The sequence below is a fragment of the Pseudoalteromonas peptidolytica genome (assembly GCF_012641745.1).
GTDB lineage: Bacteria > Pseudomonadota > Gammaproteobacteria > Enterobacterales > Alteromonadaceae > Pseudoalteromonas > Pseudoalteromonas peptidolytica.
This window is the reverse complement of the sequence record NZ_WEHZ01000008.1, coordinates 106,442-122,325: the sequence shown is the minus strand read 5'-3', so window position 1 is coordinate 122,325 and position 15,884 is coordinate 106,442. Positions and strand designations below refer to the sequence as shown.

Here is a 15,884-nt window from a genome sequence, read left to right as displayed (position 1 = left end):
TCCGCGGCTCAGGTTAAGTCAATGGCTATCGCGCAATAGCGCCCCCATGAAGCACTGCCTTTCTGATCTCAGTGCTTCATTACTTTACTGCCTCAATGAATACCTCTATGCTAAGTTTTTATCATTATCAAAAGCAATTTTAGGTACATGCTCGACCCAAAAACACTCTACCTCACAAGTATCGTGATGACGGCCATGATGGCGCTTCTCACTTTTTTGACATGGCGAGCAAATAAAAGCACACCAGGTACGCTACTATATATCTTCTACCCATTGGTATTACTTGCAGCAATTTCTTCTTTTGCATTACACGGATACTTTGAAAACTGGCAAACAATTCCGATTGCCAACACCCTCCTTTTCGCAGCATCCATTATCCACTGTATGGCTATCAAGCAGTTTTTGGAAGTACAAGGTCATGCGTTCAAAGTGTTTCTGGGGTTTACCGCAGTGCTCTTTCTTTTATTGCTTTATAACAGCCTTATCGACCCAAACTTGCGAAATCGGATCCTGATATCCGATTTACAACATCTAGTAGAAGCAGTCTTACTGCTCTATTTTTTTACTCGCTTTGCGCGCACAAAATATCCGAATGGGAGCATAGTCTATATCACTATATTGATTATCATCTTGTTCATCTTTACTGGTAGATCGCTGCTGATGGGAGAGGTGACTCACTTTTCTTTGTTTAAAGAAAACTGGTTCAGTATTACCATTTTCTTCAACGGGGTACTTGCTCCCATTTTTTATGCCACGGGAATGGCATTGCTGTGTAATGAGCAAAGAGAGAAAAACCTCAATAAGTTGGCACTCAAAGCGCAGCAAGATCTTGAACTTAGAGGCATGTTCTTATCAACTATTAGTCATGAAATTAGAACGCCGCTCAATGGTATATTGGGCAGCGCACAACTCGTGCTTGGCAGAACAAAAGACAATCGCAATAAAGCCTATTGCGAAGCCATCGTAAATTCAGCGGAATCTTTAAACCTACTTATTGATAAGGTACTGGACTATGCCAGCTTAGAGCAAAGCGATGAAGCACTCTACGAGGAGGATGTGGAACTTAGAAGCTGGTTACAAAACCTTTGCTTGTTACTCAGCCCTTTAGCAGAGCAAAAAAAGCTGCATTTTGAATTAGTATATGAGCTACCTGATCAAGTTTGTTATTACTTCGATCAGCAAAAATTACGGCAAATCCTCATCAACCTTGTTGGTAACGCCATCAAATTTACCGACAAAGGAGAAGTGAAACTCAAAGTTGAGATCCTAAAAGACCAACAGATTGAACACAAGGTTCGCTTTAGTATCATAGATTCAGGGCCTGGTATTGAAAAGGAAGACATTAGTAAACTCACCGAGCCTTATGTCCAAAGCAGTGCTGGTAAAATAAAAGGAGGCACCGGTCTTGGCCTTGCCATTACAAGCCGGTTACTAAACCGCCTTGGCTCACAATTGAGTATTCAAAGTGAACTCAACAAGGGCAGTCAATTTAGTTTCGATTTACTTCTAAATATTGGGGAGCTTAGTTTGGTTGAGCAACGTCCTCAGCACGAAAACTGCATTACCGGTCTAACTATTTTATTGGTCGAAGATTTAGAACTTAATCAAAAAATTGCAATCGAGTTTATGGCTGAGGATGAACACAAAGTGAAGCTTGCCACTGATGGCCGCAGCGCTATTGATATGCTAGTGCAGTACCATTTTGATGTCGTGTTACTGGATATGAATTTACCTGATCTCTCAGGTCAAGATGTCTTAAAACAACTCAAAAGCTGTGAGCACAAAAATAAGCGCACTCCATTTTTAGCGTTTACAGCCAGTTTAAGTCCGGATGAGGTCAAAGAGTATCTCGCACTTGGGATCCGAGACATTGTGGGTAAGCCAATTAAACAAGAAAAACTTCGTCAGGCTATCAGTGAATCTCAATCCCCCAAAAAAGCAGCAATCAGTGTTGAACTTCCAGACGTACTGTACGATGAAACTGCCGTGAATGCGTTACAGTCAGGCTTTAGTGAAGATGAAGTATCCTCTATTTATAATGAGTTTGTCCTCTCTGCTCGCAATAAGCTTATTCATATTCAACAATTGTTAGAACATGATGAAGAACAGTGCATCAGACTACTTCATCGTCAAGCAAGTACCGCTTTGCAACTAGGCTTTAATCGCTATGGCGCGAACTTAAAAAAAGCTGAGCGCCGACTACTAGACGGTAAGTCTTGCCATGACGAACTCACCGACGCTATGACGCTATGGCAAGAAAGTCTGGCCGCGTATCTGCATTTTGTGCGTAAAGAAACGATGGGGTAACACCATTAACCGCATGTTATTCGACATCCCCCATAAACTTGTTCATGCTAAATGCCAATCGATATAAACCACTATGTACTAAGACAAGTCAGTGGCTGACTTGTCTTAAACAAAAACGATAAAATAAAGGGAACATCTATGTCTTTTTTTAAGTCGCCAATAGCCGCAGCGATTAGTGCTGCTGTTATCGGGTTTAGCCAGCCAACTATCGCTGATGATAAAGTTGCCGCGACACCTACCGAAGAAAAATCAACAAAAGGCTGGGACGTACTTAACCCTCCTGGTGATAAACAAACGATTACCATTGATACCAATGAAACAACATGGAGTAATCTGGATGTGAGTCCAGATGGTAAACATATTGTTTTTGATATGCTTGGCGATCTGTATATCATGCCCATAAGCGGTGGAAAGGCCACTGCGCTCACCGCAGATATTGGCTGGAACATCCAACCAAAATTCTCACCTGATGGCAAAAAGATAGCGTTTATCTCCGACCGTGCCGGTGGCGACAATTTATGGGTAATGGATGTTGATGGTCAAAATCTACGTCAAGTATCTACAGAAGTGAACAATATTGTTCACAACCCAGCATGGTCGCCAGATGGCCAGTACATTGCGGTAAAACAAGGTCAAGTAACAGGCCGAACTATCCCCGGTGGTTCAATCCGCATGTATCATATTAGCGGTGGTAAAGGCGTATTAGTACGCGAGCGCTTGCATGGCGCTAAATCACAGAAGAACGTTGCTGAGCCAACCTTTTCTAACGATGGTAAAAAAATCTATTACTCGGTAGATGCAACATCGGGAGTGCGTTGGGAATACAATAAAAATGCACTTAAACCTGTTTTTGAGATCCGCAGCTGGGACTTAGCGACAGGTGAAGAAGAAACCGTGATTAGCGGTGCCGGTGGTGCGATTCGCCCAACCGTCAGCCCTGATGGTAATTCAATCGCTTTTGTAAAACGAGAAGACAATGGCGATGAAATGGTCAGCGCACTTTATACAAAGAATTTGCATTCAGGTATTGAAACGCGTATTTACTCAGGGCTCGATCGTGACTTGCAAGAAGCCAATGGCGCACACGGTAATACCCCTTCATTTGCCTACACACCTGATGGCAAGTCTCTGGTATTTTGGGCTAAAGGTGTATTCCACCGTGTAGATATTGACTCAAAAGAAGCACAAGTGATCCCAACCAGAGTCATTGCTGAAAAACAAATGACTCCAGCACTTCGCTTTGCTGTCGATGTTGCACCAGATACTTTCAAAGTTAAGCTTGCTCGCTGGTCACAACTCTCTCCAGATGGTGAGACCGTCCTTTTTCAAGCGCTTGGTTATCTTTATCTGAAAGATATTGAGTCAGGTGAGATTAAGCGTCTAACCAAACAAACCGATCACTTTGAGTTCTACCCAAGTTATTCACGCGATGGTAAATCAATCGTATACACAACTTGGAATGATAAAGCGCTTGGTGACGTAAGAGTCGTTTCTGCAACCGGTGGTAAAGGTAAAGTGATCACTCAAGAGCCAGGACACTATATCTCAGCAAGCTTCTCTGCGAATGGCAAACAAGTACTATTTAAAAAAGTCACTGGGGGCTACTTACTCAATGGTGATTGGTCAATGCACCCAGGGATCTACCTAGTTGACACATCTGGCGGTGAAGCTAAGCTCGTTACCAAGCATGGTGACAACCCTCACTTTGGTGCTGATCCTGAGCGTATTTATTTTTCGATGATGAGTGATGAAACTCATAGAGAATTAAAAAGTGTTAATTTAAATGGCCAAGAAATGCGCAGCCACTTTAAAGGAGATTATGTCTTTGACTTTAAAGTGTCACCCGACGGTAACTACGTTGCATTTATCGAGCACTTCAATACATTCGTTGCGCCATTCACTAGTACAGGTAAAACCTTATCAATTAATAAAGGTGAAAAGGCTTTCCCAGTAAAGCAAGTATCAAAGTATTCCGGCGATTTCTTAAACTGGAAAGCTGATAGCAGCGCACTAACTTGGGCATTCGGCCCGACACTTTACCATCGTAAGCTTACTGACACATTTGCATTTATTGATGGTGCTTCAAATCAGCTAGATGAGCTCACCGCAGAGGGGATTGATTTAAGTTTTACGCATCCAGCAGATAAGCCTGAGGGTATACTTGCGCTAGTAGGTGGTAAAGTAGTTACCATGCGTAATGCCGAAAAAGAGCAAGAGGTCATCGAAGATGGGGTGGTTTTAATCAAAGAAAACCGCATTGTGGCCGTTGGTAAACGCAGCGAGGTAGAGCTCCCTAGCACAGCAAAGGTTATGGATATCAGTGGTAAAACGGTTATCCCTGGCTTAATTGATGCGCACGCGCACGGCAGTTATGGAAGTCGTAATTTACAGCCTCAACAGAACTGGAACCAATACTCCAACTTAAGTTTTGGCGTAACAACTATCCATGACCCCTCAAATGACTCGTCAGAAGTATTCTCTATGGCCGAGTTGCAACGAGCAGGTTTAACCGTGGCACCTCGAACCTATTCCGTTGGTCGTATTTTGTATGCTGGACATGCACCAGGCTACAAAACACCAATTAGCAATTTAGAAGATGCACAGTTTCATGTTAAACGCTTAAAAGATGCCGGTGCTATCTCTGTTAAAAGCTATAACCACCCTCGCCGCGAAACTCGCCAACAAGTGTTAGAAGCTGCAAAAAACATGGAAATCATGGTAGTACCTGAGGGCGGCTCCAAGTTCCAGCACAATATGAACATGATTGTGGATGGTCATACTGGTGTCGAGCACGCGTTACCGGTTCCTAATATTTACTCTGATATTGAACAAATGTGGGGGCAAACAAACGTTGGCTTTACACCAACATTTGTTGTTGCCTATGGCGGTATCTCAGGTGAGGAATATTGGTATGAGCATACCAATGTTTGGGAAAACGAACGCCTAATGAGTTTTGTGCCTGAATATATTGTCAAACCAAGAGCTATCCGTTCAGGAAAGGCACCGGAGCGCCATTACAATCATATCAATGTTGCCAAAACAGCCAAGCAACTCCGCGACAAAGGGGTGACTGTACACATAGGTGCTCACGGTCAAAGAGAGGGCTTAGCTGCACACTGGGAACTATGGTCTATGGCACAAGGGGGCTTCACACCGTGGCAGGCACTGAGAAGTGGTACCATTGACGGCGCAAGATACCTTGGTATGGATCATGACCTTGGCACCATTGAGCAAGGTAAATTGGCAGACTTAGCGATTATTGATGGTGACGTACTGTCAAACATTCGTGACTCAGAAAAAGTCGCCTATACCGTAATCAATGGCCGTATCTATGATGCTGCTACCATGAACGAAGTCGGTAACTATGACAAGCAGCGCCAGCCTTTCTTCTTTGAAAGTGGCTCACAAACACAGATGCACCCCGCCACTGCCGAATATATGGAAGAAAAAGCGCATACTTATCACTGGAAACACTAACGCCCTATTTGGTTAGCGGTTTGAATAAAAAATGAGCCTACTTATTGTTTAGCGCTCTGGTTATTTGATACCTAGAATAGCCCGGTGATTTACTCACTGGGCTTTTTTATATTTTGCCTAGATCTTAACCAATACTGTTCTATGCTGTTATAGATACCTCTATCACAACAGGGAATTAGGTTATGTCTGGATTTTCACAATTCTTTCGCTCGCTTAATCTAACCAAGAAACTCATCTTTGCTTTCTTAGTTGTTGCGCTGGTGCCACTAATCGTGATTATTTCTATTGCCCTGAACTCGGCATCGAATGCGATGACAGCACAGATATACTCGCAACTTGGTGCGGTTAGTGAAATAAAGAAAAGCGCAGTCTTACGCTACTTTGATACTGTTGAGAATAAACTCGATGCGTTTACTGCAAATCCTTTGATCCCCATTATGGCGCAGGAATTTGTAACCAGCTTTACAGCTCAGGAGAGCGGTCAAAATAGCATGAAATTGAGCCGTTTCTATGACGATGTATTTGTTCCTAAATTTAACCAAAGCAACTCCTCTGATATTGCTACCACAAACTTGATAGACAACTTCTCAAGCACCGGGCTCGCATTGCAAACTAGATATTTAGCAGATAACCCCTATCCGATTGGTGAAAAGCATAAATTTATCGAAACGGGCCACTTGGACGACTACGACTTATCCCACCGTAGCTATCATCCCTACTTACTGAACGTTGCTGAGATCAATGAGTTTTATGACATTTTCATTATTGACCCTAATAGTGGCAACATTGTTTATTCTGTATTTAAGGAAGTGGACTTTGCGACCTCTCTTGAAACTGGACCTTACTCAAACAGCAACTTAGCTACTCTATACCAAGAGTTGAAACAAGTAACAGACCCGAGCGTCAGCGCTTTTGCTGATTACAGCCAGTATTTACCTTCCTATAACGCCCCAGCTAGCTTTATCGGTAAACCTATAGTAATGGATGGTCAAATCGTTGCGATTATAGCGATTCAACTATCCATTGATGCAATTAACGCCATCATGACTGAGCGTGAAGGTCTAGGTGACAGTGGCGAAACTTACTTAGTAGGCCCTGAAGGGCTGATGCGCTCCGACTCTTTTTTAGATTCAGAGCATCATTCAGTGGTCAATTCTTTTCGCTATCCAGAGCGAGGAAAAGTCGACACCGTTGCCGTTTCACAAGCATTGAAAAATCAGTCTGGGCAGCAAATCATTGAAGACTACAATGGCGAAAAGGTACTCTCTGCCTTCACGCCCGTTGATATATTTAATACACGCTGGGCATTACTTGCCGAAATCGATGAAACAGAAGCCTTTTCTTCAATCACTTCGCTGTCTCAATATCTTACACTCATACTCGCCATCACGATAATTCTGGTGCTGTTTATCGCATACTGGTTTTCCAAAACACTTACCAAACCTGTTCGTGAGCTGGTTGATACGATGAAATCTGTCGAGCAAGAAGGTAACTTTTCTCTTCGAGCCCCAGTTCATAGTGTTGATGAAATAGGGTTAAGTGCACAGGCATTTAATTCTTTGCTAGATGCGTTACAACTCTCCATTACAGAGGCTAATCGTGTGATGAACCAAATGGCTTCTGGTAAATTTGACGACCGAATTAAAGTGCCATGCCGAGGCGAATTAGAAACACTCAAAGAAGCAACGAATCACTGCGCCAATACATTAAACCGCGCAATCTCAGAACTCAATGACATTTCTATTGATATGGCGCAGGGTCGCTTCGATACCAAACTAAGCGTCCCCATGTCTGGTGATTTAGAAAAGCTCAAACATAATATCAACGACTCCCTCTCATCCATTAACTCAACCATGAGCGGAATTGTCCATGTAATGACAAATATTGAACAAGGTAACTTTAAAGAAAAAGTGACAGTTCCGGCAAAAGGAAAATTAGCGCAGCTTAAGGATGCAGTGAACAACTCGGTACAGAGTTTAAGCAGCGCAATTGACGGGATAAGTAATATCATGTCAGCAATGAAACAAGGCGACTTTTCAGTTCAGCTAGATGCACCTTTAGCAGGGCAACTTGATACGCTCAAACAAGATATCAACTCCAGCATGGCAAACCTAGACAAGGTGATGAAAGAGATAGGCACCGTGATGGCAGGGGTCAGTAATGGTGACTTTAAGCGACAAGTGGATGTGGCAGCGACAGGACAGCTTGCGCAGCTCAAAGATGACATTAACGCCTCAATTACCTCTGTCGATGTCGCTATATCTGAAATATCGACCGTAATGATGGCCATCAGTCATGGCCGCTTCGACAGAACGATTCAGTCTGGAATGTCTGGTCAACTAGACAACCTGAAAACCGACATAAACCGCTCTGTAAATAACCTCAATCAAGTAGTCGAAGAGTTGGGTAGCGTGATGGGAGCGATGTCTGAAGGTGACTTTAGCCAAAAAATAGCGCTACCGCTACAAGGGCAATTGCAGCAGCTTAAGGACGACGTAAATGACTCAACACAACAAATCTCTGATGCAATTACCGAGGTGAGCAGCGTGTTGGCCAATATTGCTAAGGGAGACTTAAGCAATAAAGTCGAGGGAGATTATCTTGGTGTGTTTGCCGCATTGCAACACGATACGAATACCACTATACAGAAGCTGACGAGCGTAATTGAAGGGATCCAAACCGCAGCCAATTATGTTGCCCAAAGTGCAGGTGAGATAGCGGCAAGCAATACAGAGATTAGTCAACGTACCGAAGAGCAAGCCGCAAACTTAGAGGAGGCGAGCGCCAGTACGGGCAATATGTTAGACGAACTGACAAAAGTTTCGAATCAATCTGGAGATGCCGTAACCCTTGCAAGAAATGCAGAAAATATTGCAAAAGAAGGTGGTAGCCTGTCGTCTCAAACCGTCGCAGCAATCAACGAAGTAAATAAAGCCAGTAAAGACATCAATGAAATTGTTTCTGTTATTGATGGCTTAGCATTTCAAACCAACTTACTTGCATTAAATGCTGCGGTAGAAGCGGCTCGTGCAGGTGAAAATGGCAGAGGGTTTGCTGTTGTCGCAAATGAAGTGAGAGAATTGGCTGGTAGAAGTGCAGCATCGGCAAAACAGATAAAAGAAATCATTGCCAACAGCAACCAAAAAGTAGAGCAAGGCACAGAGCTTGCCAACGATTCAGGAGAAAAACTGGAGCAAATAGTAGGCGCAGTGAGTGATGTTAATCATAATATCATTAAGATTAATGAGTCGACTTCGATGCAGCAGCAGGCCATAAAAGAGGTTGATTTAGTGGTTCAGCGATTAACTGACCTTATTCAAGAAAATTCAGCGATAACGGAAGAAACCATGGCTGCGGCTCGGCAAATGGCTGAACAAGCCCGTGAAATGCGTACACAATTGAGCTACTTCCACCTATCAAAAGATGAATACCGTGCAGAGCGTGAGGATGGAGAGCTATTGGTGCACCAATACAATGCCTCATAGTAGCAGTTTGTGACGAATTCACCCAGCATGGCTGGGTGAAGCGTCTGATCTTCGCTTTGCTTTAAACCAGTGGCAGCATTACGTCAAAGCAAATGCGTCGGCATCCAGATACGCTGGAAAGCGGCTTTTGTATTCGGCTAGTTTATTTGTATCGATCAGAACAGTAATAATCCCAGGCCTTTCATCAGCAACAGAGTCAAGGGTATTACCATTAAAATCGATAACCTTAGTACCGCCATCATGCTCGGTCCCATAACCGTCCTGACCGACTCGATTTACTGCCAGAACAAAGCATTGATTTTCAATGGCTCTAGCTGCGAGTAAGGTATCCCAGTGCAAGCGGCGTGCTGCGGGCCAATTAGCGATATTAATCATCACATCATAATCATTGTGGTTGCGTTGAAAAACAGGAAAACGCAAGTCATAGCAGATCTGCGGTAAAAATTTAACTCCGTTTAATTCGAACACTTCACGGCACTTCCCAGCCACCACAAAATCCCCCTCATTGCCTAAACAGAATAAGTGCCTTTTGTCATAGTGGCATATCTCTCCATCTGGCTGACACCACACCATACGATTGGCTTTTTTCTCTTCATGTGGAATCAATATACTAGCAGCCAACACAGCCTGAAAACGCTGAGCACATTGCTGTAAAAATGCGATGGCTGCCTCAGCATGATGCTCAACACCCTGCTCTTTTACCGCAAACCCAGTAGCAAACGTTTCTGGTAGCAAGATTAAATCACTGTCCTCTAAACCTTCGAGTAACTGTTCTATCCGGGCAAAGTTAGCTTCTGGCGACAGCCATTGGATATCTGTTTGAACAAGAGAAACGGTTAAAGTTGACATAAACGTTTTGCAGCCTCTTCTAATGTTTGGTTTTCCTTAGCAAAGCATAATCTAATCACTTTGTCTTTAGGCGCTTGCTGATAGAACACACTAAGAGGTACAGCTGCAACCCCCACCTCGGTCACCAAATAGCGACAAAATGCAACATCATCAAGTTCAGAAATGGCACTGTAGTCCAACAATAAGAAATAAGTACCTTCACTTGGTAACAACTCAAATCGACTCGATGCCAATGCGTTAACAAGCACGTCTCGCTTGTGTTGGTAAAATGCACTTAATTCATCAACATGTTCAGGCTGCTCAGCTAACATGTCTGCTAGCGCAAGCTGTGCTGGAGTAAAGCTCGAAAACGTTACATACTGATGGATCTTTCTAAACTCCATAGCCATCTGTTTTGGCGCCACACAGTAGCCCATTTTCCAGCCTGTGCTGTGGAACGTTTTACCAAAGCTGGAAACCACAAAGGCACGTGCAAATAGCTCAGGATCCGACAGCACACTTCGGTGAGCAAAGCCATCAAACGTGATGTGCTCATATACCTCATCACTAATAAGTAGGAGGTCATGCTGCTCTAGTAATTGCTTCAACTGTGCTAAATCGTCGCTTTTTAGGGTTTTTGCGGAAGGGTTATGAGGAGTGTTAATAATAATAGCGCGAGTCTTGGAAGTGATACTTGCGGCGACTTGCTGCCAATCAATTTGGTAATTCGGCGCAGTTAACGCAATGTGTACAGCTTTACCTCCAGCAAGTTCTATCGCAGGCTCATAAGAGTCATAAGCTGGGTCAAATACGATGACTTCATCTCCTTTTGATACAATAGCCTGAATAGCCACAAACAATGCCTCAGTCGCCCCTGACGTCACCGTTACTTGCTCTTGCCCTGACACATTTACTTGATAACGACGTGCAATCAATGCGGCGACTTGCGCTTGCAGGTTTGGTATTCCAGCCGAAGGCGCATACTGGTTCTGACCTGCATGAACATAATGATTCAGCTGTGACTTCAGATAATCAGGTGCATCAAACTCAGGAAAGCCCTGAGATAAGTTAATTGCACCATGCTCATTAGCTAATGCCGTCATTTGGCTAAATATACTGATCCCGACTTCAGGTAACTTACTTTTCACTGGCGACACTCTCTTTCTTATGGTGCTAATCATGAGTGGATGCTATCATTGCTCAAAATAGATGCATAGCCGTCCAAACGCATTTAATTTATAGGTGTAAGATATGCACACACAAGCCGCAAAACTCGCGCTTATCGAAGCAGGAGCTTGGGTTGCTCAGCAAGGCTGGGTTCCCGCGACTGGTGGTAATTTTTCTATCAAAACAGACTCTGGCTTTGTTGTCACGGCCAGCGGCTTTGATAAAGGCAAATTAACCCCTGAACAATTTTTAGAATTAAACTCTGAGGGTGCCATAGTTGCGGGCAGTGGTAAACCTTCCGCCGAGACGGCTTTGCACCTTAAGTTATATGCACTATGCGACCACGCACAGTGTATTCTGCATACTCACTCAGTCGCTGCGACAGTATTATCACGCTACATAAAAGGCGAGCAACTACAGATCTGCGGTTATGAAATGCAAAAGTCACTGTCCGGTATTCAATCACATGAAGAAACCTTATCTATTGCTATTTTTGACAACGACCAGGACATCGAGCGACTGGCACAATACGTGGCTCAACGTCATCAGACTACACCGATAAGACATGGTGTATTAATACGAGGGCATGGATTGTATGCAGTTGGACAATCAGTGCAAGAAACCCGTCGCCATATTGAAGGCCTAGAATTTTTGTTTGCCTGCGAACTAGAACGCATAAAATTGGAGGGGCGCCAATGATCAAAGCAATACTAACGGATATCGAAGGAACCATTACCCGCATCTCTTTTGTCAAAGAGATACTATTCCCGTATGCCACGGCGCATTTACCACAATTTATTCGCGACCATCAACACGACGTCGACGTTGCCGAGCAAATTAGTGCCGTAAGAACGGAGTTGGATAATACTAACGCCGATATTGATACCGTGATCACAACTCTGCTTGAATGGATTGCTGCTGATAAGAAAATCACGCCATTAAAACAACTACAAGGCCTTGTCTGGCAGTTTGGTTATAAAAATGGTGACTTTACTGGACACCTGTATGAAGACGCCTACCAGTTTTTGACCCAACAAAAAGCTAATGGCCGAAGCTTATATGTATACTCCTCAGGCTCAGTAAAAGCCCAACAGCTCCTGTTTGCACACTCTGACTACGGTGACATCCGTGCACTTTTCAGCGATTATTTTGATACTAAAGTGGGCGCTAAGCAGGAAGTTTCAGCATACCTGAACATTATTGCCACCTTGCCGTACGAGGCAGAGCATATTCTCTTTTTAAGCGATATTGTCGCAGAACTGGATGCTGCAAAGGCAGCAGGTATGAAGACGTTACAGCTATTTAGAGATGCTCAATCAACATCAGCAGAGCATCCAGTCATATCAAATTTTGATCATTTTGATGAAGGGGCATTTTCATGAGTCAACTCACCATTTTCTCCGCAAACAACCCAAATCAAGCGCTACAGCAAGTGCAGGATGCAAACACAATCGCATCTTTACTTGCAGAGCAAGGCGTGCGCTTTGAACAGTGGCAGGCCACAAAAGACATCCACTCGGACATGTCGCAAACCGAGATTATTGATGCCTATCAACACGATGTTGAAAGGCTAAAGGCGCAGGGTGGCTATCAAACTGTTGACGTCATTTCACTTGCAAAGGGCAACCCAAGCGCCCCAGAGTTACGACAAAAGTTTCTTTTTGAGCATACTCATAGTGAAGACGAAGTGCGCTTTTTTGTTAAAGGACAAGGGTTATTTTGCCTGCACTTAAACAACAAGGTATACCAAGTACGGTGCCAGCAGGGCGACCTTATCTCAGTGCCAGAAAACACACCACACTGGTTCGATATGGGCAGTGATCCAGAGTTTACGGCAATTCGCCTTTTTAATAATCAAGAGGGATGGGTAGCAAGCAGTACCGGCTCTGAGATTGCAAAGCAATTTCCACTACTTGATTGATCCCAAACTGAAAACTCGGAGCAAGGAAGCAACTGCTTAGTCTAGGTTGCTTCCTTACATTAAACCCCAACCACTAAAGTACTTACCTCAACAATATCACTGCTTTTTTAACCGTAACCAACTCTTGCAGTGGTTAATTCCCAAAGATATAAGTAATAACTGCTGAATATTATTTTAAAATCTTTGATAATATCGGCATTAGGATCTGTGTACCTTTCAAGTTTGTTGTTGCAATAGTTTGAGTGGTATTTATACAAGGCAGTGCCTACGTAGCATAGTGTGTCTATGTAAATCAGGCGATAAAGACTATGTACTACTACAAAGTCACCTTACCCTACTCCTATGTTGAGCAACGCAGCAGAAGTGCTAATAGAGCTCAGCGTTTTGGATTTACCTGAGTGCGCGTTGTTCATTGTTGCCCAACTTTTACTTAGATTACTTGGCGGCAAGTCGAGCGCAGTGAACAAGACACAATCAGAGGAACAAAAATCAAACAGCAAAGGTCAACAGACCCCAAACAAATTGATATTACTGGTCACTAATTTGGTATTTTCATGGATCTCGAAACAACACACCCGAACTATATTGATATTGGATGCTGGCAACTGAATACAGCCACGCAAACCATCAGTAATGCCCAAGAAAGTAAAGAGCTAGAACCATTACTTTTCAAAGCACTGATGTATTTTATTCAAAATCAAAACCGGATCATTACTCGCCAAGAGCTTGCGCAAAACGTATGGCATCTTAGCTTTGTTGATGATAATACAATTAACCGTGTCATATTCGAGCTAAGAAAGCAGCTGGCTTCTGATCTGCAACCAAAACCAGTGATTAAAACGCACTACCGAAAAGGCTATAGCTTTACTGTACCGCTAGCAGATGCAGCGGAGTTGCCCCCCGAAGCAGAGACCGCTGTTTGCAAAAAAAGCAAAGCATCAAAGCCTTATAAATATTATCTTATTGCGTTTACCTGTTTTGTCTTGGCAGCTATTGCCATCACCCTGTATGTGGTGATGCCCCATCAAACTACTGAGCGTAACCATCAGCCACCACAAGCTGCAACATTTAACAATCAAATACTCTCGTGGTATCGAGGCCATCATGGCAAATTATACAACTCTCCAGATCAGCGCTACCTCGCTTATAGCTTTAAATCCGCGACCAATGAAGCGAATACACTAGGAGAGATAAGACTGATGGATCTCACCACCCAACATGAGAAGGCGCTAAGCATACCGACAAACAGTTCCATTTTAGGGTGGTCCGCTGACAGTAATTGGATTTATTATCTACACCAAGCCGAGCGCGACTCAGAGCAACCGGTATGCGAATATCGCAAACATCGCCTATCTCCAAACACCGTTAACCGCGATCAAGCTTTATTCCCATGCTCTGGCGGCGCTATCAACGCAATATTTGATTTCGGCCAAGCACAAATAGTGTATAGCCGACGAGGTTATTTAGGGATACCTAGCCTCGGAGCCATTTATCGTTATGACCTTAATACACAAAAAGAAACTCGGATCACGACACCCAGCAATCATGGTTTTGGTGATCGCCTGCTTGCAATCATCCCCGACACACAACAGTTGATTTTTACACGTAACATTGGTGATAAGGTTGAGCTATTAGTCACCACACTCAATGGCCATAAAACCTTGAAATTAGCTGAATATCCACATTTGTTATGGGCTGCAAATTGGGATCCTAAGCAAAAAACAGTGTTGTGGTTTGACCATGACAGCAGCGAAATTAAGCGTTATTCAATGCAAACTTTAACTGAGCTACCACCTGTTAGGGTAGCAGTAGAACCAACATCTTATGTTTTGCCTATGTCAAAGAGCCAACTACTCATGACCACTTATGGCTATGATCATGACAGTTATGTCATTGATTTAAAAACGGGCGAGTCAACAACTTTTGCTAAACCCAAGATCTACGAAGTGATTATGGCCTACCTTGGAGAAGGAGAGTTTGCCTACACAGATTCGGTCTTTAAGGACACCGAGTCATATACTGTAATTCGAATCGACCAACATCATAGATATAGTCCTATCACACAACTGAGTGCTGGATATTCAATCATTGACTCCGATCCTGCCGAGCAGCAAATATTGGTTAAGCAGACAGTGAATAAAGTCGCCCAAGTAAGAGCTTTAGGCTCGCTCGATATACTATATACGATGCCAGATAACGAAAAAAATGGTGACACCCGCCTACACAATAATCGAGTGGCACAGCTGCGCGCCCATGAAATAACGGATGATAAGATAATTGAAGTGATTTCTATCAGAGATCAAAAGAGCACAACTCTTCCTGCTCGCAATATTGTCGGTATTGACTGGTATGACGATACCCAGCTTGTCACGCTATCAAGCAATCGAGACATCGCACTATTGAACGTTGTAACCACCGAAGTCACCCCATTAATATCGGGTGAAGCCCTGCACCATAACTTGAAAGGTGAAAAGGTCAGACCCATGATAACGGCAGCTAACGGTGATATATACCTTTATAATCGACAGTCTGTATTTAAGCTTAATGACGATAACACCCTTGAAACCGTTCTGGATATAAAGTCCGTAGTCAATGCCGACTCTAGCATCTACTATTTAGATGCACATGGTAACAAACTGCTGATTTCTTACATCTCTCGATACCATAATGAAATTAAGTTATATCAACGCTAGGGCATG

10 protein-coding genes are annotated in these 15,884 nt (G+C 43.4%); 8 read left to right on the top strand and 2 right to left on the bottom strand.

Features of this window, described 5'->3' with window-relative positions; genetic code table 11:
• Nucleotides 1–147: 147 nt before the first annotated feature.
• The 3 genes from F9Y84_RS07360 (at nucleotide 148) to F9Y84_RS07350 (ending at nucleotide 9,269) form a co-directional block, all read left to right on the top strand.
• Nucleotides 148–2,307 carry an ATP-binding protein gene (locus F9Y84_RS07360; protein WP_128731241.1) on the top strand — a complete coding sequence of 720 codons (2,160 nt, stop codon included), beginning with the start codon at nucleotides 148–150 and terminating at the stop codon, nucleotides 2,305–2,307.
• A gap of 138 nt (nucleotides 2,308–2,445) precedes the next feature.
• Complete coding sequence (locus F9Y84_RS07355) at nucleotides 2,446–5,784, top strand: amidohydrolase family protein (RefSeq protein WP_147388930.1); 3,339 nt, start codon at nucleotides 2,446–2,448, stop codon at nucleotides 5,782–5,784.
• 182 nt (nucleotides 5,785–5,966) lie between these two features.
• Nucleotides 5,967–9,269 carry a methyl-accepting chemotaxis protein gene (locus F9Y84_RS07350; RefSeq protein ID WP_147388931.1) on the top strand — a complete coding sequence of 1,101 codons (3,303 nt, stop codon included), beginning with the start codon at nucleotides 5,967–5,969 and terminating at the stop codon, nucleotides 9,267–9,269.
• A 78-nt stretch (nucleotides 9,270–9,347) separates the two neighbouring features.
• Here F9Y84_RS07350 and F9Y84_RS07345 read toward each other — a convergent pair whose 3' ends face one another.
• Nucleotides 9,348–10,118: an amidohydrolase gene (locus tag F9Y84_RS07345; RefSeq protein ID WP_147388932.1), complete on the bottom strand. Its 771-nt coding sequence runs from the start codon at nucleotides 10,116–10,118 to the stop codon at nucleotides 9,348–9,350.
• Nucleotides 10,106–11,278, bottom strand: a complete 1,173-nt coding sequence (locus F9Y84_RS07340) for a methionine aminotransferase (RefSeq protein WP_167508211.1) — start codon at nucleotides 11,276–11,278, stop codon at nucleotides 10,106–10,108. Before F9Y84_RS07340 ends, F9Y84_RS07345 begins: the two co-directional genes overlap by 13 nt.
• 70 nt (nucleotides 11,279–11,348) lie before the next feature.
• Between F9Y84_RS07340 and F9Y84_RS07335 the strand changes: the two genes are divergently transcribed.
• The 5 genes from F9Y84_RS07335 to F9Y84_RS07320 all read left to right on the top strand — a co-directional run bounded on the left by F9Y84_RS07335 (nucleotide 11,349) and on the right by F9Y84_RS07320 (nucleotide 15,878).
• On the top strand, nucleotides 11,349–11,963 hold the full coding sequence (locus tag F9Y84_RS07335; RefSeq protein WP_147388934.1) for a methylthioribulose 1-phosphate dehydratase: 615 nt from the start codon (nucleotides 11,349–11,351) through the stop codon (nucleotides 11,961–11,963).
• Nucleotides 11,960–12,646 carry an acireductone synthase gene (gene mtnC, locus F9Y84_RS07330; RefSeq protein ID WP_147388935.1) on the top strand — a complete coding sequence of 229 codons (687 nt, stop codon included), beginning with the start codon at nucleotides 11,960–11,962 and terminating at the stop codon, nucleotides 12,644–12,646. Before F9Y84_RS07335 ends, mtnC begins: the two co-directional genes overlap by 4 nt.
• Nucleotides 12,643–13,185, top strand: coding sequence for a 1,2-dihydroxy-3-keto-5-methylthiopentene dioxygenase (locus F9Y84_RS07325; RefSeq protein ID WP_147388936.1), 543 nt, complete (start codon nucleotides 12,643–12,645; stop codon nucleotides 13,183–13,185). The genes mtnC and F9Y84_RS07325 overlap by 4 nt, the downstream gene beginning before the upstream one ends.
• 342 nt (nucleotides 13,186–13,527) lie before the next feature.
• Nucleotides 13,528–13,794: a hypothetical protein gene (locus F9Y84_RS22115; RefSeq protein WP_147388937.1), complete on the top strand. Its 267-nt coding sequence runs from the start codon at nucleotides 13,528–13,530 to the stop codon at nucleotides 13,792–13,794.
• On the top strand, nucleotides 13,740–15,878 hold the full coding sequence (locus tag F9Y84_RS07320) for a winged helix-turn-helix domain-containing protein (RefSeq protein WP_147388938.1): 2,139 nt from the start codon (nucleotides 13,740–13,742) through the stop codon (nucleotides 15,876–15,878). The genes F9Y84_RS22115 and F9Y84_RS07320 overlap by 55 nt, the downstream gene beginning before the upstream one ends.
• Nucleotides 15,879–15,884 lie beyond the last annotated feature (6 nt).

What these genes read in the sequence shown, in the direction of transcription:
- F9Y84_RS07360 (WP_128731241.1), top strand. Translation starts at nt 148, where the DNA reads ATGCTCGACCCAAAAACACTCTACCTCACAAGTATCGTGATGACGGCC.
- F9Y84_RS07355 (WP_147388930.1), top strand. Translation starts at nt 2,446, where the DNA reads ATGTCTTTTTTTAAGTCGCCAATAGCCGCAGCGATTAGTGCTGCTGTT.
- F9Y84_RS07350 (WP_147388931.1), top strand. Translation starts at nt 5,967, where the DNA reads ATGTCTGGATTTTCACAATTCTTTCGCTCGCTTAATCTAACCAAGAAA.
- F9Y84_RS07345 (WP_147388932.1), bottom strand. Translation starts at nt 10,118, where the DNA reads ATGTCAACTTTAACCGTTTCTCTTGTTCAAACAGATATCCAATGGCTG.
- F9Y84_RS07340 (WP_167508211.1), bottom strand. Translation starts at nt 11,278, where the DNA reads ATGATTAGCACCATAAGAAAGAGAGTGTCGCCAGTGAAAAGTAAGTTA.
- F9Y84_RS07335 (WP_147388934.1), top strand. Translation starts at nt 11,349, where the DNA reads ATGCACACACAAGCCGCAAAACTCGCGCTTATCGAAGCAGGAGCTTGG.
- mtnC (WP_147388935.1), top strand. Translation starts at nt 11,960, where the DNA reads ATGATCAAAGCAATACTAACGGATATCGAAGGAACCATTACCCGCATC.
- F9Y84_RS07325 (WP_147388936.1), top strand. Translation starts at nt 12,643, where the DNA reads ATGAGTCAACTCACCATTTTCTCCGCAAACAACCCAAATCAAGCGCTA.
- F9Y84_RS22115 (WP_147388937.1), top strand. Translation starts at nt 13,528, where the DNA reads ATGTTGAGCAACGCAGCAGAAGTGCTAATAGAGCTCAGCGTTTTGGAT.
- F9Y84_RS07320 (WP_147388938.1), top strand. Translation starts at nt 13,740, where the DNA reads ATGGATCTCGAAACAACACACCCGAACTATATTGATATTGGATGCTGG.